This is a genomic window from Alteromonas sp. MmMcT2-5, from assembly GCF_022348315.1.
In the GTDB taxonomy this organism is placed as follows: Bacteria; Pseudomonadota; Gammaproteobacteria; order Enterobacterales; family Alteromonadaceae; genus Alteromonas; species Alteromonas macleodii.
In genome coordinates this window covers 1-26,646 of record NZ_JAKRFB010000070.1, presented here as the reverse complement: position 1 = coordinate 26,646, position 26,646 = coordinate 1, and the positions used below count along the sequence as shown (strand labels likewise).

Here is a 26,646-nt window from a genome sequence, read left to right as displayed (position 1 = left end):
GATAAAAGGGTTCAATCACTTCCAGCAGTTGAGTCCACGGCAACAAGTTGTCCATCCGGGATAAGAATATCTCTTTACGGGTCTGACGGCGCTTGCTGGTAAACTCACTGTCGGCAAAAGTTAACTGTTGGTTCATCGGTCTTGGTCGTTACGATTTACTATACTGCTATGATCTCACATCTGGGACTTAATCGCATCTTCCCTAGAACTACCGTCATTTGAAGACTTTGTCATTCAGCGAAATTTTGATTTAGGGGCTTAAAAGTCCTACCGCAAAATAGAGCTTGAGCATTAACTTGTTGAGGCACCATCTTTCACATTTCACGAACAATTATTCAGTACCAATGGCCTGCGAACTCAACTATGTAGCGGACAATTAGTTCATCACTTCATTACCAAACTCCAATCTGAGTACGCGAAACAAGTCTTTAATTCAGCTGGTATAAAGGGTAATAAATAGCGTTTGTTCTTCTTATACTTCCGATTGCCTGATCAATAAGTCACCCACATGATGGCCCAGCGAGTCATTCACATTCTTGAAATGGTCCAGGTCGACGAAGAACACACTGAAAGAGTCACTGCCCTGTTGCAGCAATTCCTCGATTTTTTCTTCGAAGTGCAACCGGTTTGGGAGCGTAGTCAGCGAGTCACGGTAGACCATGCTTTTCAATTCACGGTTTGCATCACTAAGCGACGCCGCCAGTTGGGCGTTTTTCGATGTCAGGTGAGTATCGTAAATAGACAGCACCAGAGCGCTTAACATAATGCTCACTGATGCCGAGGTCTGCCGGGAGACAAGCCATCCACCGGCATCATATGCATGCCTTCAGGATAAATGGTTGCCGCCATACCGGTGTAGTGCATACCGGCAATCCCCACTGACATCACCATACCGGCTGCTACCCGATACCAGAAGGAAGGACGTTGAGTAGCAACAGGATTCAGGCTGAACACTAACCAGAGTGCAGCAGCAGACGCGCCTACAGCAATCAGCACAGAGCGGGCAAAAATAAACGGGTCATAACTCAGTTCACCATGCATTTGCATGGCCTCCATTCCCACGTAATGCATGATGCACACGCCGGTTCCCATCAGCAGAGCACCAGCCGCCAGCGGTCCGGCAGTCGGTTTACCATTACGAACCACCGCTAGAGCGAGGCCGGAAGTGAGAATGGCTGCCAGAAAAGATACCAGGGTCAGAAGAATGTCGTACATCACCCGGGTGGACATATCCATTGCCAGCATGCCGATAAAATGCATGGACCAGATCCCGACGCCAATGGAAAACGCACCACCGGTCAGCCATAAATGTGAGGCGATGCATTTAGTCGCACGCAGGCGTCCCGCCATATCCAGCGCCGTCAGGGAAGCAATGAATGCGACGCCAAGTGAGAGCGCAACAGTCCGGGGTGATATTGTGCATCCATGTTCGTTCCTTTTTTATAAACCGGCAGGTCAGTTGTCCGGTGGACACAACACCGGAAATTAGACTTAAATCTAATTAGCTATGCGGGAAGGAAAAATGCCCGGTGATCAACATGGATATGTGGTTTCATACGTTTTCATCATACAAGCCAGCCTGGCCGGCCTGTGACGAGCGTCAGGCAAGGATCGCTGCAACCTTCTCTCTGAGTAAAGGCAGCACCCTCTTTTCAAACCAGGGATTCCTCGCCAGCCAGCGGTTATTGCGGCCTGACGGATGGGGTAGCACCATAGCATCCGAACCTGATGATGCTGTTTGTTCTACAGCATCAGTTAACGTTTTGTACTCTGGAAAATAATATTGCTGTGAGTAGCGCCCGATATGGATCATGAGTTCAGGGGACAACTGATCGAGAACCGGTTTGTGCCAGGTGGCAGAACAGATTTTAGGCGGTGGTGCATCTGCACCATTCTTGTAGCCCGGAAAGCAAAATGCCATGGGCAGGTGAGTAAATAAAGACGAATAAAATGCTGACCGGTTCACCCCGAGCCAGAGGCGAAGTTTATCGCCACTGGCGTCATTCCAGGGCTGTTGGTTTTCGTGAGCTTTGATGCCGGATGCCTGTCCGACAATCACAATTTTCGCTTCAGCATAAAGTTGCACTACCGGTCGTGGAGCATGGGGTAATAACCCTGAACACAGCGTGCAACGGTGAATGGACTGAATAATTTGCCCGGATCCGTTTCAGTCATAGACCCACCCTGATTGCATAAACTTCAAACTCTGGCACTATGAAACTGCCTGAAAAACCATCAAATAATAAGGACATATCCATGACTTCGCTACTCAAGAAATACTTGTCTGCCGCCATCATAACATTCTCGTTGTTTCCTCTGGCAGCCAATGCAAAAGCTTCACCTCAGTATGCCGACATTCCTGCTCCGGAGTTTGAGTTTCTTTTTGAAGCCGTTGTAACACTTGATCCGCCCCTTGAAGTCGGTGAGACACGATACGGTAAACGCCGGATTATCGGCATTAATGGCGGTGAATTTCGCGGCCCCGAGCTCAATGGAAAGGTGTTGGAAGGCGGCGCCGACTGGCAGACAGTGAGAAAGGACGGAACCGCTGATCTGGTGGCGGATTACAGCCTGCAAACCGACTCCGGCGAAATCATCTATGTGCATAATGAAGGGATCCGCACCGCTTCACCTGAAGTGCTGGCCAGACTGGCTAAAGGAGAAGACATGCCTGCAGCGTCTTACTATATGCGTACTGCCGCAAAACTGGAAGTCGCTTCAGACAGTCCCAACGCCTGGCTGAATAAGTCAGTTATCGTGTCCACCAGTATGCGAAAAGCCAACAGCGTCGTCTTGCATTTCTACCGCGTTAAGTAACCGCCTTACTCATGCTGCGCGCAGAGAAAGTCTCTGCGCCAGTCACTCCGCCGTGCGCTTCAGCGGATCCCACCAGAATATTTTTAGCCACGCAGTGCACAGAGCTATCACAGACAGGCTGACAACAAAGGGTTCCCAGGCTTTAATGACCATGAAGATTGGTGCTGCGGTTAATGATGTATGCCAGATAACACCCACCACCACATTAGCGGCATCTTTTTTAAACTGGTTGTTCGCCGTTATTGCGACGCCATCTTCCTGCAGTGCCCGCACGACTGGTAGCCACCAGCCCCAGGGACGGGTTTTCTGATAGAACACCTTCAGCACCTCCATATCATCCGGTTGGGTGAGCAGGCTGACGCCAACGCACACCAGTAAGCAAAAACCGAATAAAAACGGGAATGCATAGAACGGCTGAATGTCCGTAAGCATAAGAAAGACTGACAGAATAATTCCCGCCGTCATGCCGCAAAAGAATGCTATACCGTTGAAACGCCACCAGTACCACTTCAGCACATTCGCTGCCGTATAACCGCCGTATAGCGCAGACACCAGCCACATCACCATACTGTTGAGTGACGGTACAAACAGCCCGAGTAACGAACCGCAGACGACGAAAAGAACAGACACCAGATAACTGAGTTTCAGCGCCTTTCTTTCCGGTATATCAGGATTGATGTAGCGTTTATAAATATCGTTGACCACATAGGCCGGCGCGGCGTTTGATGTGGCAGCAAAGGTAGACATGAAAGTTGCCAGCAGCCCGGCAATAATGAGCCCCAGCAGACCTGACGGAATAAAATTGGCCAGGGTCAGCGGTAATATTTGCTCGAAATCTGCAGCGCTGTTCATTTGTTTTAAAGCCGGCGTGAGATAAACCAGCGCCAGTACGGTGAGCCCGGTGACCATCATGTAGCGGGGAAATAACAGTACAATACTGACAAAACCGCTCATTTTAGCCGCCTCTGATGGTGTGCGCGCAGCAAGAATACGCTGCATATCAAAGTTAGGCGCCGGCCCGGCCAGACTTTGCAAAATGCCTTTGAAAAGCCCCAGCATGATAAAAAGCGAAAACAGTGAATAGCCGTCACCGGCAATCCGTTCATTAGCCTCAGGCAACAACGTTTGCCAATCCAAATCCAGTTGCCAGCCAAACGACAGTGATGTCCATCCCTCAGGCACCACCGCAGCCAGCATATCCGGAGAAACCTGCATCATTGCAATCACACCGATGGCAATGCAGGCCGCGGTCATGACTAAAAACTGTAACACCTCTGTGTAGACCACACTCACCATGCCACCGCGGACAACATAAAGCGCAGTAAACCCGGTGATCAAAGCGCCGTAAAGCATTTCGTTAACCCTGACATCTTCACTTAACTGCCAGGGCAGGAAGGCCGCAGCGAATTTGCCGATGCCGGTGAATCCGTAAGCAAGAAGCCCCAGCACACTGATCAAAGCAAATACAACAACAATGATATGGCTCAGCGTGGCACCCCGCCCTTCGCCAAACCGGAACCGTATCCATTCTCCCCCCGTCATCACACCCGACCTGCGCAGCCAGATGGAAAGGAAAATCATAAGAAAAATTTGGTTAAAGCTGGGCCAGAGCCAGGGAATGAATACGCTTTTCAAACCATAGATAAAAAGCAGGTACACCATCCACATGGTACCACTGATATCGAACATACCTGAGGCATTGGACAGCCCGAGGAACGGCCAGGGGATTTTATTCTGGCCGAGAAAATAATCTGTTGTGTTTTTTTTGTTAAATCTGGCTATTCCCATTCCAAGCAGAATGACAACACAGAGATAGCCAGAAATGACGAGAACGTCAAAAGACGACAACTTCATAGCATGTTCCATTAAGGCCGGTGAGGCTCAGTCACCATTTTACCTTTTTGAAACCGGTTGTCGTCAATAAACAATGTATTAACGAATGTAACCCGTCAAACGGTGTGACGCTACTGCCCTGCGGTTACCGATGAAGCGGTCCAGTTGTCCGTTCTGAAGGGTACTGCGGGTAAGCCTTCCCCGTTCACCAGATTTACGACCGGATAATCAGCCCAGGCATAACGCACGGCAACAGGTTTCTTCACATTCGCATTAGTTAATATAATCGTCTCACCGTCCAGTTCCGCGTCAGCAAGAAAGAACCGCTTATCTTCACCGGCGATAATAAAGCCTGCAGGTGCGTTACCTTCTGTTGTTGTCAGGCCCTCAGCATTGCTGAAACGTAACGTCACTTTATCGCCTTTAATATCCATACCTGAAAAGTCCGGCCCTGACGTTACGGTATCCTGATGGCCGTACGCCTGCCGGGCCGCCTGACGCCATAACCTCTCGCCCACAGGCCGCTTGTTTTTAGGATGAATGTCGTCCGGATTACCCACATCAATGGACACAGCCATGCCAGTATCCGGCAGAGATAACGTCTCTTTTTGTGCATCCCGCAGGTAAGCCCATGCACTGTCGGGCTGTAAGGCCTGTGGTTTCAAAAATGCTGAAAGCTGCACAAACAGGAATGGCAATGTGTCGCCATCCGCCTTTTTGCGCCATGTCCTGATCAGTGTTTTAAATAAGTCTGCGTAGTATTCCTGACGATCGACATTGCTTTCGCCCTGATACCAGATAACGCCTTTTACCCGGTAAGGTAGCAAGGGATTTATCATCGCGTTATACAAAAACCCGGGAGTGAAGGTGTAGTTTTCAACCTCAGGAACAGGGGGTTCAATGGTATTAGTGCCCCGCCATTGTCCGGATATATCAACTTTCTCAGAGCCGACTTCGCGCCAGATTTGTGCCGGCCGGCCCACATAGGCTTTGTTATCCCAGTCGTTCGTCACCCGGATAGCGAATACGTTTTTTCCCCGCCGCAGCCACTTTTCAGGCAGGTGATGCAGTGAATCACCATTGCGCCAGTCTTCTTTCGCAACTACGTGACCGTTAATAAACACAAAAGCGTTCTGAACAATGTCACCCACATTAATCGTGACAGATTTCGACAGATCATCATCTGTAAGCGTGAAGGTATGCCGCAACCAGGTAAATTCAGTAAACGGTGTACTGTTCGGCAGGGTGACTTCAGGCCATTGACTGTCATCATAATCAACCTCAGCCGCACCGGTAGCCAATGCTACGGCTTCACTGTCGATGCGGCGCCACTTTTCGGTATTTCGCGTGTCGTTGTCACGCAGCGTTTTTGCCCAGTCAGGGTTGCGTTTTACTGCTTCAGCCTGTTCCCGGTAGCCGGGCACAGTTTCAACCGTCGCCAAATCAATCCAGGCTTCAGCCGGTGTGCCGCCCCAGTTAGTTTCAATAATGCCCACCATCACATCTTCTTCTGATGAGACTTTTTCAGCAAAAAACCAGGCCACGGCAGAGGATGCACCCGCAGTGCTGGCATTGGCGACCTGCCACTTGCTCTCAGGCAATGTGGTCTGCACTTCCGGCGACAGGGTATTTGGCACATCATAAAGGCGAATGCGTGCATTACCGGCTTCAGCCAGTGCTTTTTCATTACCTGTAACGTGGTCTTTTAAATCCCATTCCATGTTGGATTGCCCGGCGGCAATCCACACATCGCCGTACCACACATCATCAAATGACAAGGTATTATCACCCTGCACAGAAAGAGTATAAGGGCCGCCTTTTGCTTGTGCCGGTAACGAAAGGGTCCAGTTCCCGGAAGCTGTTACCGTTGTGGTTTGTTCCACGTTATTTATCACAACACGGACAGTTTCGCCGGGCGCACCTGTGCCCCACACATTGACCGGTTTGTCACGCTGTAACACCATGTGATCAGTAAATAACGTCGCTATTTCTGCTGCGGATGCATGCACTGACATGACAATGGACAGTGTCATGCACAAGAGGCTTTTTTTCATTTCAATTTCCTGAGGTTAACCGGCGTGCACGCAGCAAGAAGAGTGCTATTTAACCGCCCGCGTGCTTTCCCGGATAATGATTTCAAACGGTAAAATGTATTCGGTAAGTTTCGGCTGTTCACCTTCAATTATGCGGAACAGCAATTCGGCAGCTTCTTCCCCCATTCTCACAGCAGGCTGCCTGATGGTGGTCAACGGAGGATCGCAGTAATTGGCCATATCCAGATCGTCAAAGCCGGTGACAGAAATGTTATCCGGTACTTTCAGACCTTTCTCTTTTAAGCCTTTTAGTGCACCGATTGCCATTTCATCGTTAGCACAGAAAAGCGCCGTAGGCTGCTCATCCATGTTGACGAAATGCTTCACTGCATTAAATCCGGACCAGAACGAAAAGTCGCCTTCAACCACCAGCTCTTCATCAAAGGCAATGCCGGCATTTTCCAGCGCCTGTTTATAGCCATCCTGCCTGGCCATGGAGTGAAGGTTGTCTTTCAGGCCGGAAATCATACCGATTCGGCGGTGGCCCTGACTGACCAGATACGTCACCATTTTGGCTGCGGCTTCTTCATTGTCGATGCGAACAGAATAGTAAGGGGTACCGGCAGAGCCAGCCGCATTCACGGCTTTTACATCTTTAATAGGCAAAACAGCTTTGTCATTGTGGGGAGTCAGCTGAATTAATCCGTCCGCCTGACGGGTTTCCACCAGTTGAATAAATTCCTGCTCCCGGCTGGCACTGTCACGGGTATCACCGAGCAACACATTAAAACCATGTTTTGCAGCCGTATCTTCAACGCCACTGATTAGCTGCGCGAAAAACAGGTTAGCAATGTTAGGTACCAGCACCACAATGGTGTTAGTGCGCTGTAAGCGAAATTTTTGAGAGGTGAGATTTGGCCGGTACTGCAATTTCTCTATCGCCTGATTCACACGGCGGAGACTTTGCTTTGAGACCATTTCAGGGTTACTGATAGCTCTTGAAACGGTGGCTATTGATAAGCCTGACTCTCTGGAAACATCACGGATAGTGGCCATAGTCGATACTTTCTACGCTGGAATGGTAAGGGAATTCAACAAACTCCCTTCACGCTTTTTTAATAATTCATGCAGTGTAAAACATCGGGGGTACTAATCGTACCCCCGCTTCACGACTTTCTGCTTAAGCTCAGAACTTCGCTCTTACGCCCACGATGTAGCGCGTTTCATAGTAGTTCTGGAAGGCGTACTGATCTTCCCATTGCAGGTAATAGTCTTCGTACTCGCCAGTGATGTTCGAGCCCTGCGCATACACAGAGAAATTCTCATCAATGTCGTAGCTGGCAGAAATGTCCACATAAGATGTCGGTGCCTGATACAGGTTCAGTGCTCCCCAACCACCCTGACCGGCTAAGCGTTCGCTGCGGTAGTTGTAAGCAATACGTGCTTCAAAACGGTCGCCCTGATACCAGCCGATAACGTTAAGCTGACGCTCAGAGTTGTCGTTAAACATATTCTCTTCGCCGTAAATGTCAGTACCGGAACCTTCACTGGGTGAATAAGTGAAGTTAGTATCCATACCGAAGCTGGCTAACAGAGACTCACCTTCGATGAAGTCACTGAACGCGATTTTCGCACCGATTTCAAAACCTTCCAGCGTACCACCGTCTCCCTGAACCAGCGTAGTGATTGGTACGCTGCGACGCACGATACCGTCCGCATCAGGCATTTCCATGTCTACCGTCTGGTTCACAGTGAAGCTGTCAATTTCAACACGGAATAGTGCAGCAGATACCATACTGGCCTGACCGGGATACCATTCTAACGACACGTCGTAGTTAGTCGAGCGCCATGGATCAAGCTGCGGATTACCAGCTAGGCTACCACCGGTCACAATGAACTGACCTTGTGTCGGGCTGCCTTCTACTGAATCTAACGCATTGCTTAACGTTAAACCTTCACCGTACTGATTCAGGTTAAGCGGTGTCATGTTTTCTGAATAAGCAAAACGTGCAATTACGTTGTCCGTGATGCTGTAAGACAGGTTCAGTGTTGGTAACACATCAGTATAGTCACGGCTTGAAACCACATCGCCTGTATCAATAGCGGTACCACTATAAGGCAGGTTGTCACCGGCAATGTTCTGCTTCACAGTAAGGTCAGTTTCAATAACACGAATACCCACGTTACCAGTCATTAAACCGTCCATACCTTCGAAGTTTGCCTGCAGGAAGTAGCTTAGCTCAGCCACATCAGCGCTGAAGCTGGAACCGGGAACGATTTGTTTTACCGACTCACCGAAAACACGGTTATGGAAGGCTTCAGGATCATCGTAATCTGCAGGATCAACCGCCCAAATTGCAGGAATACCGGAGACAGGACCGAAGTCTGTGACCTGTACCACGTTGTTGTACTGATCAAGAGGAATGCTTTCCAGAGCGGCATAAGGCATGAATTCGCCGTTTACCATCTCGCCGTCTGAACACGCTGGCGCATCAGCATTCAGCAATACGTCTGTCGCTTTCCACTGTGCCATACAGCCGGCGGTTTGTACCGGTGAAAACAGGTGATAACGCTCGTAGTCTGCGCTGCGTTTACCATAGCGGATACCGCCTTCGATGCTGGTCACGTAACCGCTGTCGAACAAATATTTGCCTTTCATGCTAAAGGCGTTGATGTCGCCTTCTGAGTTTTCATTGTTCTCAGAGCTGAAAGCGCCAATGTTGTAGCTGGACAAATTGCCCATGTAATCTGCGATGGTCGCGCCGTCACCCAGGCCGCCGGCCAGTGAACGGTCAAAGCCGCTCCACACAGGGTGCTCACCGGTAGTGTCATAAGTCAAATGCGGATTTTCGCTGTAGCCCATAGCATTAATAGCTTGCAGACAGCCGCCGTCATCGCCCACAACCACATCATCGGGTCCGCACTTGTCAGACGGAACCAGGTTAGTTGTACGACCCAGCGTGGTTGACCCGTTGGTCATATCGCCTTCGTTATAACCGTGACGGTGTTCCTGCGAGGCACGCCCGATAATTGCACGGAACTGACCACTGAATGCGCCGCCGTTATCGTAATCTAATTGCAGGTTAATGTTGGTAGAACTGTTGTTGTACACATCGTTCTGAGTGAATGACTTCAGACGTGACGGATACAGCTCAGCCGTTTGCCAGGAATACATTTCGCCGCCGTCAATCATTGCACCGGTGGCACGCTCCTGTGTTGGCGTAAACCAGCCGCGGGGGCCCCACTTGTTGGTCGCACTTAAACCGACTTTACGGTTGTATTCTTCCTGCTCGGTATAGAACACATCTGCGGTGAAAACAAAACCTTCACCCAAATCTACCTGCATGGATGTATTCAGACCCAGACGCTCACGTTCAGTGCCCTGATTCCAGGCAGAAAAACCTTGTGAACCTAAGGTAACGCGGCCATCACGGCCGTCCACGCCAACTTCCGCTGCACTGGTGCGGTCGGTCCAGCCGGCATCGCCCGGGCTGCCGGTATTGATACCATTATACGAGTTCGCCAGATTCACATTGGCGTAGGTACCGGAGATCATGAAACCCACATCGCCGTTCTGCCAGTTATACAACGCAGATAAATTAGGATCGTTCTTTTTAGTTTCATCGCCACGTTGCATTTCTGCTGCACCGCTGAAGGTAGAGCCTTCTTCAAAATCAAACGGACGATAAGTTTTTAAGTTAACAGTACCGGTGATACCGGCATTGCCCAGATTGGCTGTGGCATTTTTAAATACATCAGCACCACGGAACAGAGGTGACGGGATATCGCTGAAGTTAGGTTGAGTGGATACAACAGAGTTTGCACCAAGATACTGTTCACCGTTCAGCTGAGTGACTACTTGAGGTAATCCCCGGATATTGAGTGAACCACCCTCGCCCGCAGTACGGCGAATTTGCACACCGGAAATACGCTGCAAAGAGTCTGAAATTGTTACATCCGGCAGTTTACCGATATCGGTTGCAGCAATAGAGTCTACAACAGTGGCTGCCGTTCGTTTGTTGAAAATGGAAGCTTCCTGAGAGCCACGGATACCGCTGACGTTAATCACTTCGATATCACTGTCATCAGGTACTTCTGTCTCTTGTGCGAAGGCTGTTACAGGTTGGATGGCCGCTAGTACGCACAATGCCAACACCGAACGTTTCACGCCATGTTTTCCGTCAAATGTCTCTTTCATCTCTGGTCCCTAATTGCGAAAAATTTTCTTAAAAAGGGTGCAATTTCGTGTCCTCCCGATACCACACCCGTAATGTAACCGTTTTCATCAGAGGCAATCTATTACATTAAAATTTACTTTTCAATAACAGCAATTTTACAGCACAACCTAAATTGGAGGCAGTATACTCACGTAATTTACACAATTTAAAAAACGTTATAATTCAAAAACTTAACTAAAATCAGCCTTATTAAAAAGGTGGTTTTTCATGCCATCAAAAGGCGGATTAAGCCTAAAAGGCTCCGCGATGAATGGTATTATTTTTAAGACGAAACTACGGAACACTATTCAATTAAAGAAACCGTTATCAGCAACAAAAACCACAACAGCCATCAATAAAGATATATTATTCAATAAGTTAAAATGAAATATAACAACGAAACATAGAAATTATTGAAACCGGTTACATAAATACGCTAAGGTACTCCGCAAATTGTTAAATCAATTTACACAGCATCACAAAAATAAAACGTTCCGGACACCAGTTGGATTTTCAGGACCCATGATGAATAGAAGACAACTTCTTAAAACACTTACCGCTGTAGGGGGCATTGGCGCAACTTCCCTGTTAAGCGGCAATGCCATCGCTGCCGCTCAACACTTCAGAGGCGATGCCACTGCGGCATCACCGGCATTATTGAGCGTCAATGCATTAGAAACCCTGCGCCGGATTTGCGCGCTGACTATTCCTCAAACCAGCACCCCCGGTGCTGCTGAGGTCATGTGTCACCACTTTATCGATCATCAGTTAAGCGTGGTGTACGGCGAAGATGAACAACAGTCAGCTATCGCACTGCTTGCCAGCATTGATAAGAACGCCACATCCTTTGGCGCTAAGCAGTTTTTCCTCTTGAACGAAGCGTCCCAATTGCGCTTGTTAACTGCCCTGGAGAAAGCAGAAGCCCCCTTTTCTGCCGCTCAAAAGGGCACGTTCAAGTTCCTTAAAAGCCTGATCGTGTTTGGTTATTACACATCTCAGCCGGGCGCGACAAAAGAACTGACCTACCTGCCTTTACCCGGCGGTTTCAAGGGCTCGGTGCCACTTGCCTCTGTGGGCAGCGCTTACAGCTCTAAAGCTTATTACTAGCCGGAAGTACCGAAATGAACAAAGAAATGTATATAGATGAATCTTCAGAAGTTTACGATGCCATCGTAATTGGTTCAGGCGTTACCGGAGGCTGGGCGGCAAAAGAGCTGACCGAAAAAGGCATGAAAACGCTTATGATAGAGCGTGGCCGTGTCGTTGAGCACCGCAAAGACTATATCTCAGAAGCCGTACCGCCCTGGGAATATGCCAACCGTACCAAGGTGGCAAAAGAACTTACTGATGAGCAATACAAAATCCAAAAGCAGTGTTACGCCTTCCATGACGGGACAAAACACTTCTTTGGTAACGATAAAGATTATCCTTACAGTACAGAGGAAGGGACGGATTTCAGCTGGATCAGAGCTAATCAGCTGGGGGGTAAATCGTTACTCTGGCACCGTCAGTCATACCGTATGAGTGCCTTCGACTTTGAAGCAAATAAGAAAGATGGCCACGGCAATGACTGGCCCATCCGCTACAAGGATTTAGCGCCCTGGTATGAGTATGTAGAAAAGTTCGTGGGGATCAGCGGAGCTGCGGCGAACCTGCCACAATTGCCGGACAGCGTATTCTTACCGCCGTTTGAAATGACAAAACCCGAGCTGGATTTCACCGCTAAAATGGCGGAAGCAGAGCCGGACAAACCGGTCATCATAAGCCGTTGCGCCCATTTAACAAAGCCTCAGAAAATCCATCTGGAAATGGGCCGTGCACAGTGCATGGCAAGAAACGAATGTCAGAAAGGCTGCTCGCTGGGTGCTTACTTCTCAACACAAAGCGCTACCCTGCCCGCTGCAGCCAAAACAGGTAATCTATACATTGCCCCAAACAGCGTGGTGGAAAGCCTGATATATGATGAGAAAACCAATCGCGTGAAGGGTGTACGTGTTATCGACAACGATACCCTGAAACAGCGGGAATATTACGCCAAAGTGGTGTTCTTATGTGCTTCCACTCTGGGGACCACTCAGATCATGCTGAACAGCACATCTAAACAATTCCCCGACGGTATTGCTAACAGCTCCGGCGTACTTGGCCATTATCTGATGGACCACAATTACAATGCACTGGTAACAGCCAGCATTGACGGCTATGAAGAAGAATATTATTCCGGCCGCAGACCGGCATCGCTGTATATTCCTAACTTCCATTATGAACCCGGCCGCTACCATAAAGACTTCAAACGGGGTTATGCGTTAGCTGGCAGTGCATCCCGTGCTGACTGGCAGTCAATGGGCAGTATGGATGGTTTTGGAAAGTCCTTTAAGTCACTGTTACATAATCCTGGCGGCTGGGGAATTGGCCTGCAGGCGCAGGGTGAAATGCTTCCCCGTCACGATAATCAGGTGGCGCTGCACAGTACCAAAAAAGACAAATGGGGCATTCCTCAGTTAAATATTAACTGCAAGTGGTCAGATAACGAAAACGCCATGATGCAAAGTGCGCTGGAAGTGGCCTCTTCGATGATGGAAAAAGCCGGCTTCAATAATATTGAACAGCGTATTCTGGGTCAGGTGCCGGGCCTGGCTATTCACGAAGTGGGAACAGCCAGAATGGGCCGGGACCCGAAAGATTCCATTTTAAACGGCTATAACCAGGCTCATGACGTACCGAATTTATTTGTTACAGACGGTGCCAGTTTCTGTTCTACTGGCGTGGGAAATCCCTCGTTAACCTTTATGGCAATTACTGCCAGAGCAGTTGATTACGCAGTAAAAGAATTCAAATCAGGACGACTATGATGACTAAAACAATGAAGCGACTCTCTCCAGTAGCACTGGCTATTGGCCTGGGCGCAACGGCATTGCTGGGTGGTTGCAGTGAACAACCCGCTCAGAACAAGCAAACTGCATCTGAACCGGCTGCACAGGTTACAGCCCCGGAGACAGAACAAGCTTTTGTTGCTCCGCAAATCAGCGTGCAACTGTGGTCGGTGAAAGACGCATTGAAAGACGACTTTAAAGGGACGCTGGAAAAGCTTGCAGCTCTTGGCTTTGACGGTGTTGAATTCGCCGGCGACTTCGGTCCCTACGCAGACGATCCTGCCGGTTTGAAAGCGTATCTGTCTTCCGTTGGTTTAACGGCCAGTGGCGCACACGTGCAAACTCCGCAGTTAACGGATAATCTGGAAGACACCGTTGAGTTTTATCAGGCGCTGGGTATTGATGCTCTGATCATTCCCTGGGATGACCGCGCATTTAACGGTGATGATGTTAAAGCATTCGCTGCGGAACTTACTGATTTATCTGAAGCGCTGGCACCATATGGCATGCAGGTTGGTTTTCATAACCATGCTCAGGAATGGGCAAATTACGGCGATACCAGCTATTTTGACTATATTGCCAGTCATACGCCTGAGTCAGTCATTTTGCAGCAGGATGTGGGCTGGACCGTACACGCTGACAAAGACCCAATTGCTTTCGTTCGTCGCTATCCCGGCAGAACATTAACCACTCACTTTAAATCTGATGTGCCGGAAGACAGTGACTTGCTACCCATTATCGGCAAAGACGATATAAGCTGGTCTGCGATTTACCGTGCGACAGTTTTAGATGGTGGTGCTGAATGGATTGTCATTGAGCAGGAAGTCTATCCTGACGGACTTTCTCCTATGGATGCTGTAGCCGCCTCTAAAGCCGGCTTCGACGCTATCATTGCAGAATAATTAAGCGCTGATGCTGTGTTCTCTGCACCTGTGCATTGCTGCGCAGGTGCAGAGAGACATCATGATTTACTTCTTAATTTCCATAATCAGGCCGGAACCGACGCGATGGCTTCCCTGACGGGGGTTTCGCCTTCAGTCAGCTCAATAATTTTACGGCTGATCCCCTCATTTTCGATAATAGCCAGCAGCGTTTCAGCCACATCATCCCTTGAAATATCACCATATTTAATGGCGAGCCCGGCATTTACATTTCCGGTTCCCTCTTCCAGCGTAAGCGTGCCTGGCCGGAGGATGACCCAGTCCAGTTTACTTTGCGCCAGATACACATCTGCCAGACGCTTCACCCGCATGTAGTTTTCAAAGGTTTCTGATATATGTTTGCCCCGGCCAGCGTCCGGGAATGCCGAAACAAGAATGAAACGCTTCACACCGGCAGCCTGCGCGGCATCTACCGATTTTTCCAGTCCCTCACCGTCAACGGCATTCGTTAACTCCACACCGGCACCGGCGGAGAACACCACGGTATCAGCGCCTTTCATTGCTTTAGCTAAGCTGTCGACGCTGGCATCTGTGATACTGAGAAGGCAGGGTTTCCCTCCCAGCCCGTTCAGACTCTCGCTTTGTTCCGGCTTCCGGTGCATGGCCGTGACCTGATGGTCGTTGTCACTTAACCGCTTCACTAAACGTGAACCCACTTTACCTGCTGCACCGACAATAAATACGTTTGCCATGTTTTACTCCTCTTTCAGATTGTCGCCCGGCGAATGTCGCTCAGGCTTGCCCGTTTGGAAGAAGGGCAAAAAAAATCATAATTACAAGCTTGGTACTCAGCGGAGTGAGGCAAGATCAACCGGTGCGGTGCAAGAGTATAAGTAAACAACCACTATTTACTATTCTTTATGACAGCTGGTTTTAATGCTTGTATAAGTGTTCAAGCTGTATTGGTGGTAGCGCTCTTAAGCGCCAAAATCAAAATCTTTCTGGATTTCATAGTCATCAATCTGCGTGGTATGCAGTGATTCCGTAAGTGGTGGCGCTCTGCATGATAAGGTTTGTCAGAGTCTTTTAGGTGCTCGGCTAAAAGAGGACTGTTCTTTCCGCGTCTCGACGCCGTGACCTCTGCGCGTACATTAGCATTGGGAGCGAATACCCCGTAAAAACGGGGGAGGTTGAGTCTAGGTGGTGGTACCAATGCTGCCAGCTTACCAATGAAGTCAATCGACGAAAAAAATGAGTGGTTCCGTCTTTGTAGGGCGTCTTGAGTTCATATCTGACGTTACCAGTGGAGGTGAGGCTTAGTCGTTTTTCACTGAGAGCAGGCCTTGCGATATATCGGCAAAGACGCTCTAGCTTATCGCTTTGATGGGTGTCAGCGAACACTCCCGCATGTAAACTAAATCCGTTTATTTTTGCCAATTGCCCATAGTTATCTTCATCTTTTGCAAGCAACGTTTGCAGCGAAAATACTTTCTTGCCTATACCTTTGCCCACAGCAATGCGATAGTTCACTGAGGAAGCTTGTAAGTGCAAAAGTCCATCTTCGTCTTCTAGCGGAAAAGCCAAAAAAGCCCTGTCTACATCTCGCTCAATTAACCCTGCCTTTTCCAAGTATGCGGCAATTCTGTGACTGATGACATGAACAAGATGCTCCATATCGGTGTGACTCGGGGCTTTAACCCGACTGAACTTAATTTTTGCATCTGCTTGGGTGATGGCGCCTTCTAAAAAGAGCATGTTTAACAATCAAACCAATACACAATCCTAGCGACACAACCTAGTAAATATATGGCCGCAGAAAGGTGCTCGAACATGGTAAAAAAGCGTCCAATTTACTCCTGCCAGCCAGCGAAGTATTCGAGTAAAAAATCGATAGCCAACCTCGCTCTTAATGGCAGGAAATGCCGGTTTTGGTACACAATCCAGCTACTATTGCCACTGCCCCAATAGGGTTCAAGTATCGGTACTAAACGCCCAGAAGAAATAGCATCGTTAAAGCTACTCTTTGGCAAATAGGCAATACCTAAACCTTCGGTACAGGCTTGCAGAACCGTGTGGACATTATTACTTTTCCATCGACCTTGTACCTTCACTCCGTCTAACAGCTGTCCGTCTTTCTCAAACAGCCAAACGTCTTTGTTTGTGATGATGCAGCTGTGATGTTTAAGCTGCTCCGGGTGCGTTGGTAAGCCATGTTCGTCAATATAGCTCTGACTTGCAGCCGCTGCCATTGGACGGTCTACCAGCTTTCTTGCGATTAAACCCGAATCACTGAGCCTTCCATAACGAATCGCAAAATCAAAGCCGTCTTCAATAAAGTTAACCATGCTGGTGTTGAAGTTAATCTCTACCGTGAGATTGGGGTGTTGTTTACCAAACGCCATCAAAGCGGGAGCGACATGATTTTCAGAAAATGCACCTGCAGCACTGACTCTTAGTACGCCGCTTAATTGTGTCTGCCGTGTGGTTAAGGTCTCATTTGCTTGCTGAAGCCCAATCACTAACTCCTTACACTGTTGGTAATACGCCTGCCCAGCCTCAGTCAAACTCACCATTCTTGTTGAACGCGCTAGAAGAGCGACACCTAACCGCTCTTCTAACCTCGTGACTTGGCGACTCACGTGACTGGTGCTGCATCCCAACTGTTTTGCCGCGGCAGAAAACCCTTTGCTCTCCGCAACCGTAACAAACTCATTAATACCCTCGAAACTTTCCATAACCACCTTTGCTATTTAGCAATAATGTTTTGCAGATTAAGCTTATTATCAACCATATGTTTAGCAATTAGTATGAAGGTATTCAACAAATACACACCACCTTAAAAGGACACCATCATGAAGAAAGTACTGATTATCGTTACAAACCACGCAACACTAGGTGAAACTGACCAAGCAAACGGAACTTACGCGCCAGAGCTAACGCATGCCTTGAGCGAATTATTGGATGCCGGCTTTGATTACGACTTAGCTTCTATCAAAGGTGGCCAGGCTCCTCTATACGGAACAGACATCGAAGGCGATGCAGTAAACGCAAAAATCTTGGCGGATGATGATTTCCAAAACCGCGTGAACAACACCATTCCTGTATCGCAAATCAATGGAGATCACTACGATGCTATCTTCTACCCAGGTGGCTTTGGTCTGCTTTCAGATCTAGCAAACAACGAAGACTTCGCTAAGATCTCGGCAAAGCACTATGAAGATGGCGGTATTGTCGCAGCAGTTTGTCATGGCCCGGGTGCCCTACTACCAATTACGCTGAGCAATGGTGAGAAGCTGCTTGCATCTAAGTCAGTGACTGGTTTTACTCGCGAAGAAGAGATTGATTTTGGCACCATCAACGACATCCCATTCTTATTGGAAGAATCTTTGGCTCGTGGCGCAGCGCGTTACTCGAAAGTGCAGCCATGGCAAGAGCTTATCATCGTCGATGACCGCGTCATCACAGGTCAAAACCCGACGAGCGCTCATGGTGTAGGCAAAGCTATCGTTGATCTTCTGAAGTAAAGATTAACTTCAAACCGAATAAAAAAGGAAAGCATGTTTGGTACTGCTTTCCTTTTTCTTTATCTCAGGACTCGTTTGTTCACCGTGTCTGCAGGCGGATAACCGAAGGCTTTGAGTAAAATTAAAACAACCACTATTTACTATTCTTTATGGCAGCTGGTTTTAATGCTTGTTTCATGCGTATAAGTGTTCAAGCTGTATTGGTGGTAGCGCTCTTAAGCGCCAAAATCAAAATCTTTCTGGATTTCATAGTCATCAATCTGCGTGGTATGCAGTGATTCTGTGAGTGGTGGCGCTCTGCATGAGTTGCCAGTAATCACAGACTACGCGCAGAAATCCATGCTCAAGTCGACCACACTTGAGAAACTCTTCAAACTCTTTGAACACATGGTATGGCAATGGCTTTCCCTGAAATTGCATCATCTCTGCGAAGGCAGGGTAATGTTTCTCAACAAGCTGATAGAGCAATGTTTGCTCTGGACGGTGGCGTTGATAGGTGCGTTGTTCAGCAGCTAACATCAGCATCCTTGCTAATGTAAAAGTCTGTAGTGTGCCTTGTTGGGCTAGTAAGTAAACTGACCAGAGTGACAGAAATTGGCAGTGGATCGTGGTTATCTGAACGACCGGTATACGATCAGATAGCTAGTCTACAACGGAGGCTCCTCTAACGTTTGCTTCTCGCTCATGGGTGCCATTACATTTTGAATCGGCCAACTTCCGCTTTGCGCACAAAGCAGAAGTAGGTAGTCAATAATCTGTACTTCAGCGCCTAATATTTAAATGCTTGTCGAGTTATGGTGGAAGCTCCAGTCCAACGAGCCGGGTATGGGTTACGTAACTCAGCGATGAAGGTCAACATTCACGCATGATAATGCTTGTTATCATGCGTGAACTTATTATACTTCAGACACTTAGCTATTAAGACACCATCCCTAATTCTTTTTCCCAATCTTTGCGCACCTTTTCAGCACATTTAATGGCAACCTCTCTGGTTCTGCTATTCGCTCTGGTCGGGTTGTCTTTGTACATAAACTTCTTTTTGGTATTACGCCATTTAACTGGATGGTATGCAACAATATAGGTTCTCTCGTATACAGACCCATTTTTATGATGTTCAACGGTTCTCACTTCAGATAAACCTGTGATCAGGTCTGACTTTGTCGCATCTGCCTTTTTTTGCCGAACCCAGTTTTTATCGGCGCCAATTAACTCTGCGTCGTTATCTCTTTGTTTCTGAGCAGCAACAAGCGAAGCTTCTTTCGATCCATAGTCTTTATCTAAAAAACGACCATATATGTATTCTTCTCCCTTTGACCTGGGAAGCGCAACGCGAAGCGTCCAACCATTTCCAAGCCTCGTTAAGTATTTCATTGCTTCATCGCGCTTCGGCATTGATGTATGACCTATTACTGATGACATCTTAAACATTTAATTGTTAAGTTCGATATAACGTGTTTATCACTTAAATGCATGTTTACACTATCTAATATGTTTATGGTTTTCCTTGCAATCTGCAATCTGCAATCTGCAATCTGCAATTTCGATTGAGAGTGTGGTACTTTATTTTAAAAAACATCACATGAGAAAGGATGCCATGAAGAACACTGCCCTAGTCACGATATTTTTACTTCTACTTACTGGGTGTCTCGACCCAAACACGCTCGATTCCACGTCACAAGAAACCATAAAGAGTTCTGCTCAAAGCATTACTGCTGATATGACGGAACAGGAACAGGATGAATTTGCCAAAGCCCTAATGTACTACTCACTCGGAGGACAAAACGCATGGACTTCTATGGTTGGCTCATTTGATAGCAAAAACGACGGTGCTAGCCCTGAAACGCTCATATCTATTAACCTTCAATCTCTCGATGGCCTTACCGGGCAAGAAGTGCTCGAAAAATACCGAGAAGCTCTGGCGAAGGATAAAGAACTTAGAGAGCGTAAACGAGCGGAAAGAGAAGCCAAGCAAGCTAAAGCGCGCGAAGAGCAAGAAACCATCCGCAAATTACCTTCGCTTGCCGAGACATTTCTGCGTCATACAACGCAGCGCTGACCGTCACCTGAAGCTTTCCTCGATATAGCTTGATGTCCGAACGCTTCGTTTCACTGGGGCTAACTTTCAACACATAGCGGTGCATCGATTTAATAAATTACTCGAATATAGCAGAAGAAAACATTCCATTTTTAACGAATGGGGAAATAGTAGTCATCGACTTTGGGACTCGAAGACTACTAAAACCGATAAAAAGCTCTCTTATAATTATCTATCGCGTCTATCACGGTTCTTGGCTGTAGCATACTTTGATTGATAAGCTCCGAGTGAATCAATTCGTTTATCTTTTTGATCTTTTCGAGCTCACTTTTTTCTATCCATGGTTCATTGTAAACCTTTGTTTTCCCTTCATGTCTAACTACCCTTTCTTCGAAACTCGAGTAAGTACCAGTTAAGTCTAGCTTAGTTAGCTGTTTTCTTTTTGCTTCTACTTCTTGGTTGTGATGGGCGAGAAAATCGCATAGCAAAGTTCTTAAGGGAGGCTCTAACTCATATTCGTACTTCCCACTAAACGTAATCCTTATATCAGAGACATGCGGAAGTGACTTCCAATGATATAAGCATCGCATTAAATCCTGTTCTAGAGATAACCTTTCGTCAAGCGGAGGAGGCTCAAGATCAAACAGACCGTACTCATCAAATTGTAGCGACTCTGCGTACGAACTCCCTTTGCTTGGAACACTAATTGGGTGATAACAGGTCCGCTTTATATCTTTGTTTACAAAGTCTATTTCCCAGTGGCCGATATCATCTTGCAAAAAATTTGCAGATAGGTGATCACAATATCTCCACCAAATGGCCTCGCCGAACATTAGAACGTAATTATTCTGTAGGTCGAACTTACGTTGCAACCAGGCCGAAAGCTCTGGCCATAGAGTTTTAAAATATTTGAAAAATATACCTTCTCTTCGGAGTATTGCTGCTTTCGGCGATTCAGCGAGATATTTTAAAGGACTATTTAAGTTATCAGTAAACCAATAAAGTGTAGTTTTTCCGTCAATTGGGCACGTAATATCAAATTGAAATATATTTTTCACACTTGTTACTGATAGTTCTTTCAAAGACACCGCTATTATGAAGGCATTTTGTTCTACATGCTTCGGAAGTTCCTGCATTAAGTCCTTAATAATAGCAACAACATGCCATCTGATGTGAAAAGAGAAAGGCAAATAATATCGTCTCGATTTATTGACGGAGACGATCTGATCCCAGGTTTTGTAACCAAAACTTTTGGCAAAAGAATTTAACAGATCTTTTTCTCTAAGTTTTATGGGGGATAGTTGGTTATAGACGTCACAGACTAATGACGCTTCTTTTCTTATTGTTTTCAGGTTGAAATTGTCAAACGGTTTTTTTTTAATCGAATTGCGCAAACACTGACCCCATGTTTTTCCCGTCTTACCCAGCCGCTGGATTCAGTAAAGTTTGGAAAATTAAGAATTCAGTATATAAAAAACAAATTAATATGTGCTAACGCGGCACGCACTTGCGTAGTGTAACCCACAAAGGCTACTAAAAAAAGATGATGGACGAATTTATGCCTGTCGAACAGATGCTTACAGAGAATAACTAGCGATATCTCCCGCTGTTCCGCTTTTCATGGTAGGTCTTGGATATCGTAACCGTTCACCAGGGCCCTATTGACAGGCAGCTTTAAAGTCGTTGAGCAGAGGATAAGTGGTTTTATTCAGCGTCGCAGCAAGTATTGCCCGGATCCACTTCAGAGGATTCAACTTTTGTTTTCGGCAGGTTTCTACGATGGTGAGTATACGTTGTCTGAACAGTTCGCCCCGATGTGACCACACGCCATAGCTGCCTTTTCGCCACAGCACATAGCTTCGTAATGAACGCTCGGCTTCATTGTTAGTGAGGGGGACGCCATCGTGACTGAGGAATACCCAGCACATGTCATCGTGTTTTAGCAGCAGCTTACACCGGTTCTGATAGCGGGGAGTCACACAGCGTCTTGATGCCAGTTCGAGTTGTTGTCGCCATGCGATGCGTAGCTTTTCCATTCGGTCCCGGTATCGCTTTTCACTTAGCTTGTTACTTTCATACCGGTGTTGCAGCCGGAACAACAGGCGGATGAGCCTGACCAATTTCATACCGTAGATTTTATTCGTGCCCCAGCTTTCCGCCAGCGCATTCATATTTCTTAAGATATGCGCCCAACATAATTGACGATGGTCAGCATCAATATAGTGATAACCGGCATACTGGTCAGTCACAACAATGTTTTCTGGATTATCGCCCAGTAATTTCTTCGCCGCCCAGGCTCCGCGAGAGAAGTGTGTCGGAAAGCAAGACAATTCAGCTGTGCATACTTGCCACATCCAGCGGTTTTCATTGCCCCGCTGATGACGGGTTTCATCGCAATGAACCACTGCCTCATTATGCATAGTCTCTTTAATATCCTGTTAGGCAGGCGTCAGTACCGCACTGACGCGGCCTTGTGCTTCAGAGATAGCACCGCGACTGAACGATAAACCAAAGTTTTGCTCGAGCTGTTGCTGGATTTTACTGATACTCTGGTGAAACTGACCCGACTGCATCGCCACATACGCCAGCAGGTTATTGCCCATCTGCCCTTGATTCACGTTGTCGGGTAGTGTGGCTTTTACCGTTTTACTGCACTGACAACACTGGCCCTGATGTAACTGATGTTCAACCACAGAGAAGGCCTGTGAAGGGATATTAAAAACCTGATGGCGTCTATACGGTGAATCACTGATTGAAATGACACCGCCACAGGCACAGGTATCGTCGGGATAATAGGTGCGCGTCTCAGCAACGGTATCGGCCAGCATCCGCTTACTACCTTTATGGCCGGATTGTGCACCGCGCTTACGGCCTGTCGGCTTTTTAGCTGGCGCAGAAGAGGACGCCCCCGGCCCATTAGACGATGGCGGGCGCGATGAATTACGACTGTTTTGATTCAGTCGGTCTTCGAGATCATTTAGCCTGTCCCAGAGTGTACTAATGTGCTCATTGGCATCATCGAGATTAGTAGCGACGGGTGGCTTTGTGGGCTGTTTTTTACGTGGCATGAAACCACTCTGACAGACTGGCGGGATCAATCAATAGGATCCCCACGATCATTGAAAATAAATATTACTAACTGTCAATAGGGCCCTGGAGAACGGTTACCCTGTGCGGAGCCGCATGCAGGGTGTTGTGGGGCTGGAGACTAGATACCTCCGGCTACCCGATTATGTGCAATTTTCATTCTGAGGAACTTTGCTAACGTTTGATAACGATATGCTAAGGCCTGTTTAGCTCCACTGTGCTTACATGCACAAAAGTAGCTATTTTAAAATAATTTGTTATTATAGCTACTTAAAGGAGACCACTATGAACAATAAAGCTATTGCTCACAATCTTAAGAGATTGCGCTCTAATGCGCGATACAATCAGTCAGATCTAGCTGAAAAAGCTGGGATGTCTCTCAGTGGTTACCAAAAGCTAGAGCGAGGAAAGGCGACTCCTAGAGCTGACTCCATACGAGCCCTAGCCATCGCACTTCGAGTGCCAATTCAAGAAATCTTGGCAGAAGTTAAGCCTCTAAAGCATATTCGATTTAGATCACTCAAGAGACTGAAAACTAGAGAGCAGATCATCTCCGATGTGGTTACTTGGTTATATGACTTTAGTTCTCTCGAAGAGCTAACTGAGGATAAACAGGTAGCAGACTTGCACGAATTTTATGCTTATAAAGAAGGTAGTTCGTATAGTATTCCTGACCTTGCAAGCTATTGTAGGGATAAGTTTGGACTAGGTCCCAAAGAGCCGGTTTTAGACATCTGCGGGCTACTTGAGGCAAGAGGGATCAAAGTCCGCTCAATTGAAGTGGAAACCGACTCATTTTTAGGTTTATCAGTTAGCGAGCAAGAAGAAGGTGGGCCAGCTGTAATAGTTAATACTTGGAAAAGGCTGCCGGTGGAAACTTGGATATTTAGTGCCGCCCATGAACTCGGTCACCTTCTAATGCACCTCAATGCATATGACATCGACCAAACTACCGAAATTGATGAGCAAGAATCTGAAGCCGATCAATTTGCTTCACACTTTCTTATGCCACAAGAAGCTTTCGAAAGAGAATGGAATGAAGCTGCAGGTTTAAGCTTTGTCGATCGAGTATTGAAAGTTAAAAAGGTTTTTAAAGTCAGTTGGAGAACTGTTCTATATCGGTACGCTGAAAATATGCCGTCCGAAAAGAGAAATAAGCTTTGGATGAACTTCAATGTCGAGTTTAAGACTCGCTATGGGAAATCTCTTCAGAAACATACTGAACCAGTAGGCATTGAAAGCGATAGTTATAGAATTAACCATAGGTATACCACTGCAAGCGAGCCCTTCAACCTTGATGTATTTGATTTTAGAGAAGATCGCTTACCATTCCTTGTTAGAAAAGCAGTCGAGAATGGCAATATTTCACTATCTCGCGGAGCAGAAATATTAAGGTTGCAAAACAAAGAAATGCGTCAGTTGGCGTCTTCATGGGTTGGTTGATTCGGGATTAAGAGATGCCAGTAATAACAGATGCAAACGTCCTTATTGACTATGCCGACGCTGATATAACTATGCTGGCATTGTATTCAGAAAAAATTGAAAGGGTTGTTATACCTTCAGTCATACTGGATGAGGTTAATCAGCTTACGCATGATGATTGTTTACAATATGGTTTTGAAGTAGTTGATGAGGAAATTGAGCTTCTATCAGAAGCTTCAAATGCTCAACATGGCCCATTATCTTTTCAAGACAAAGTTTGCTTGTATCTCGCCAAAAGTATTGGCGGCATTACATGTATAACTAACGAAAAAGCATTACTGAAATTTTGCGATGAAGACAATATACCAACAAAGCGAGGATTGAAGTTATTACTTGAACTGGCTGAGCTTAACCATATTTCCAAAGACGAAGCTATCGGTGTGGTTTATTCTATACACGAGTGCAATCCTCTCCATATACACCAAGGGGTTATAGATGAGTTTATTCGCCTGCTTGATGAATACAATACGTGATCGCTGTTAGCATTGCTGTAGTGGCATAGTGAATTTGGCCACCTGATTAGAGCTGCTATGATAGCAGCATAACAAAATTAGGTGACAACATGGCAAAGAAGAAAGGCCCGAATTTCAGCCCTGAATTCAGACTTGAAACTGCACAACTGGTTCACGACCAGGGGTATACGAATAAGGAAGCGGCTGACGCGATGGGCGTTGGTTACTCAACATTGAGCAAGTGGGTGCGGCAGCTACGTGAAGAACGGGAAGGCAAATGGCCAAAGCAGGCCACGCCAATGACGCCGGAGCAACGAGAATTCCGCGAGCTGAAGAAACAAGTTTAACGCCTTGAATTAGAAAATGAAATTTTAAAAAAGGCTTCTGCTGCTGCGCAGCGCCTTATGCTGATGTCGGACTCCATAAAACACTCTCGTTAATCGAGAAACTGAGTCAGAGCAATAAGCACAGATATTCGGTCAATCATCTGTGTGCGGTACTGGATGTCCACCGCAGCACATTTAAATACTGGCAACAGCGCGATAAGCGGCCATCGCCGGAAGCCTGCGTGGTGGCTCTGCCCGAGCGAGAACCATATCAGACATCATTACGAACGATGAGTCTCATGACATTACTCTGAGCCGTTACCGTGCTGGAAAGTTGACGAAAGCGCTCAGCTTGTTCAGTTGTCAGTTGTCGAAACATGCGTAACGGAAAGCAACTCAGGAACACGTTGCTATCCCGAACTTACTCGACAGGCAGTTCGCCGTTACAGCACCAAATCAGGTCTGGTGCGGCGATGTGAGCTTTATCCGGACAGGCAATCGCTGGGCTTATCTGGCTGTGGTAATCGATCTGTTCGCCCGCAAGCCAATAGGCTGGGCAATGAGCCATTCACCGGACAGTAACTTGACTTGGCAGGCGCTGACAATGGCATTCGAATATCGGGGACAACCTAAAAACGTGATGTTCCATAGCGACCAGGGATGTCACTACACAAGCCGTAAATTCAGTCAGCAAATTTGGCGGCATCGCTTGACACAAGGCATGAGTCGCAGAGGAAATTGTTGGGATATAGCCCGATGGAACGCTTCTTCAAAAGCCTTAAATCCGAATGGATTCCAACAACTGGCTACCGGAACTTTACTGAAGCAAAGCAGAAGATTGGTGATTATATTCATGGCTATTACAGTCGACTGAGACCGCATTCATATAACGGTGGTTTAACGCCCAATGAATCGGAGAAACGTTACTGGAATAGCTACAACGATGTGGCCAAAATGACTTGACCACTACAAGCTAAGTATCAGTTTGACTATTAACCAGCATGCTAAACTTGCGATGGCGTCATTTTCATTTTTGCCCATTCGGCAAATTCTTGATAGGTACAGCAATCGGAGAATCCCTTCCCATCA

The 26,646-nt window shown here is 47.1% G+C and carries 20 protein-coding genes and 4 pseudogenes; 9 read left to right on the top strand and 15 right to left on the bottom strand.

The window, feature by feature from the left end; genetic code table 11:
• The 4 genes and pseudogenes from MHN09_RS19215 to MHN09_RS19200 form a co-directional block, all read right to left on the bottom strand.
• Window positions 1–136, bottom strand: a pseudogene (locus MHN09_RS19215) (IS5/IS1182 family transposase); the annotation flags it as partial.
• A 336-nt stretch (window positions 137–472) separates the two neighbouring features.
• Window positions 473–763: a GGDEF domain-containing protein gene (locus tag MHN09_RS19210; protein WP_239241734.1), complete on the bottom strand. Its 291-nt coding sequence runs from the start codon at window positions 761–763 to the stop codon at window positions 473–475.
• 5 nt (window positions 764–768) lie between these two features.
• Window positions 769–1,350, bottom strand: coding sequence for an MHYT domain-containing protein (locus tag MHN09_RS19205; protein ID WP_239241733.1), 582 nt, complete (start codon window positions 1,348–1,350; stop codon window positions 769–771).
• Between the two features lie 250 nt (window positions 1,351–1,600).
• Complete coding sequence (locus MHN09_RS19200; protein ID WP_239241732.1) at window positions 1,601–2,086, bottom strand: uracil-DNA glycosylase family protein; 486 nt, start codon at window positions 2,084–2,086, stop codon at window positions 1,601–1,603.
• Between the two features lie 170 nt (window positions 2,087–2,256).
• Between MHN09_RS19200 and MHN09_RS19195 the strand changes: the two genes are divergently transcribed.
• The gene (locus MHN09_RS19195) at window positions 2,257–2,817 is read left to right on the top strand and encodes a DUF3237 domain-containing protein (protein WP_239241731.1); all 561 of its coding nucleotides are present in this window, start codon (window positions 2,257–2,259) and stop codon (window positions 2,815–2,817) included.
• Between the two features lie 42 nt (window positions 2,818–2,859).
• Here the strand turns inward: MHN09_RS19195 and MHN09_RS19190 are convergent, their stop codons facing one another.
• The 4 genes from MHN09_RS19190 to MHN09_RS19175 form a co-directional block, all read right to left on the bottom strand.
• Window positions 2,860–4,671, bottom strand: a complete 1,812-nt coding sequence (locus tag MHN09_RS19190; protein WP_239241730.1) for a sodium:solute symporter family protein — start codon at window positions 4,669–4,671, stop codon at window positions 2,860–2,862.
• 110 nt (window positions 4,672–4,781) lie between these two features.
• Window positions 4,782–6,704, bottom strand: coding sequence for a sialate O-acetylesterase (locus tag MHN09_RS19185; RefSeq protein ID WP_239241729.1), 1,923 nt, complete (start codon window positions 6,702–6,704; stop codon window positions 4,782–4,784).
• Between the two features lie 45 nt (window positions 6,705–6,749).
• Window positions 6,750–7,739: a LacI family DNA-binding transcriptional regulator gene (locus MHN09_RS19180; RefSeq protein ID WP_239241728.1), complete on the bottom strand. Its 990-nt coding sequence runs from the start codon at window positions 7,737–7,739 to the stop codon at window positions 6,750–6,752.
• Between the two features lie 130 nt (window positions 7,740–7,869).
• Window positions 7,870–10,881 carry a TonB-dependent receptor gene (locus MHN09_RS19175; protein ID WP_239241727.1) on the bottom strand — a complete coding sequence of 1,004 codons (3,012 nt, stop codon included), beginning with the start codon at window positions 10,879–10,881 and terminating at the stop codon, window positions 7,870–7,872.
• A gap of 544 nt (window positions 10,882–11,425) precedes the next feature.
• Here MHN09_RS19175 and MHN09_RS19170 point away from each other — a divergent pair.
• From MHN09_RS19170 to MHN09_RS19160, 3 genes are read left to right on the top strand one after another with little or no spacing between them, the layout of a single operon-like run.
• Window positions 11,426–12,007 (top strand): gluconate 2-dehydrogenase subunit 3 family protein, encoded by a 582-nt coding sequence (locus MHN09_RS19170; protein ID WP_239241726.1) that lies wholly within the window; start codon window positions 11,426–11,428, stop codon window positions 12,005–12,007.
• A 14-nt stretch (window positions 12,008–12,021) separates the two neighbouring features.
• The gene (locus tag MHN09_RS19165) at window positions 12,022–13,749 is read left to right on the top strand and encodes a GMC family oxidoreductase (protein WP_239241725.1); all 1,728 of its coding nucleotides are present in this window, start codon (window positions 12,022–12,024) and stop codon (window positions 13,747–13,749) included.
• Window positions 13,746–14,672, top strand: a complete 927-nt coding sequence (locus MHN09_RS19160; RefSeq protein ID WP_239241724.1) for a sugar phosphate isomerase/epimerase — start codon at window positions 13,746–13,748, stop codon at window positions 14,670–14,672. The genes MHN09_RS19165 and MHN09_RS19160 overlap by 4 nt, the downstream gene beginning before the upstream one ends.
• Before the next feature lie 86 nt (window positions 14,673–14,758).
• Here the strand turns inward: MHN09_RS19160 and MHN09_RS19155 are convergent, their stop codons facing one another.
• The 3 genes from MHN09_RS19155 to MHN09_RS19145 form a co-directional block, all read right to left on the bottom strand.
• Complete coding sequence (locus tag MHN09_RS19155) at window positions 14,759–15,403, bottom strand: SDR family oxidoreductase (RefSeq protein ID WP_239241723.1); 645 nt, start codon at window positions 15,401–15,403, stop codon at window positions 14,759–14,761.
• 346 nt (window positions 15,404–15,749) lie between these two features.
• Window positions 15,750–16,406: a transposase gene (locus tag MHN09_RS19150; protein WP_239241722.1), complete on the bottom strand. Its 657-nt coding sequence runs from the start codon at window positions 16,404–16,406 to the stop codon at window positions 15,750–15,752.
• Between the two features lie 95 nt (window positions 16,407–16,501).
• Entirely contained in the window at window positions 16,502–17,386 is an 885-nt protein-coding gene (locus MHN09_RS19145; RefSeq protein WP_239241721.1) for a LysR family transcriptional regulator, read from the bottom strand.
• A gap of 117 nt (window positions 17,387–17,503) precedes the next feature.
• On the opposite strand from MHN09_RS19145, the gene MHN09_RS19140 reads away from it, so the two are divergent.
• On the top strand, window positions 17,504–18,175 hold the full coding sequence (locus MHN09_RS19140; RefSeq protein WP_239241720.1) for a type 1 glutamine amidotransferase domain-containing protein: 672 nt from the start codon (window positions 17,504–17,506) through the stop codon (window positions 18,173–18,175).
• Window positions 18,176–18,493: 318 nt separating this feature from the next.
• Here MHN09_RS19140 and MHN09_RS19135 read toward each other — a convergent pair.
• Together MHN09_RS19135 and MHN09_RS19130 are read right to left on the bottom strand one after the other, a co-directional pair.
• Window positions 18,494–18,694 (bottom strand): annotated as a pseudogene (locus MHN09_RS19135) (IS91 family transposase); the annotation flags it as partial.
• A gap of 399 nt (window positions 18,695–19,093) precedes the next feature.
• Window positions 19,094–19,567: a hypothetical protein gene (locus MHN09_RS19130; protein ID WP_239220269.1), complete on the bottom strand. Its 474-nt coding sequence runs from the start codon at window positions 19,565–19,567 to the stop codon at window positions 19,094–19,096.
• 202 nt (window positions 19,568–19,769) lie between these two features.
• Between MHN09_RS19130 and MHN09_RS19125 the strand changes: the two genes are divergently transcribed.
• The gene (locus MHN09_RS19125) at window positions 19,770–20,231 is read left to right on the top strand and encodes a DUF6694 family lipoprotein (protein ID WP_239241719.1); all 462 of its coding nucleotides are present in this window, start codon (window positions 19,770–19,772) and stop codon (window positions 20,229–20,231) included.
• Window positions 20,232–20,410: 179 nt separating this feature from the next.
• On the opposite strand, the gene MHN09_RS19120 is transcribed toward MHN09_RS19125, so the two are convergent.
• Window positions 20,411–21,604, bottom strand: coding sequence for a hypothetical protein (locus MHN09_RS19120; RefSeq protein ID WP_202942892.1), 1,194 nt, complete (start codon window positions 21,602–21,604; stop codon window positions 20,411–20,413).
• A gap of 264 nt (window positions 21,605–21,868) precedes the next feature.
• A pseudogene (locus tag MHN09_RS19115) lies at window positions 21,869–23,278 on the bottom strand (IS66 family transposase).
• 304 nt (window positions 23,279–23,582) lie between these two features.
• Here MHN09_RS19115 and MHN09_RS19110 point away from each other — a divergent pair.
• The 3 genes and pseudogenes from MHN09_RS19110 (at window position 23,583) to MHN09_RS19100 (ending at window position 26,520) form a co-directional block, all read left to right on the top strand.
• Window positions 23,583–24,740, top strand: coding sequence for an XRE family transcriptional regulator (locus tag MHN09_RS19110; RefSeq protein WP_202942891.1), 1,158 nt, complete (start codon window positions 23,583–23,585; stop codon window positions 24,738–24,740).
• 14 nt (window positions 24,741–24,754) lie between these two features.
• The gene (locus MHN09_RS19105) at window positions 24,755–25,252 is read left to right on the top strand and encodes a hypothetical protein (protein WP_202942890.1); all 498 of its coding nucleotides are present in this window, start codon (window positions 24,755–24,757) and stop codon (window positions 25,250–25,252) included.
• A gap of 89 nt (window positions 25,253–25,341) precedes the next feature.
• Window positions 25,342–26,520: pseudogene (locus MHN09_RS19100) on the top strand (IS3 family transposase).
• Window positions 26,521–26,646: the final 126 nt, after the last annotated feature.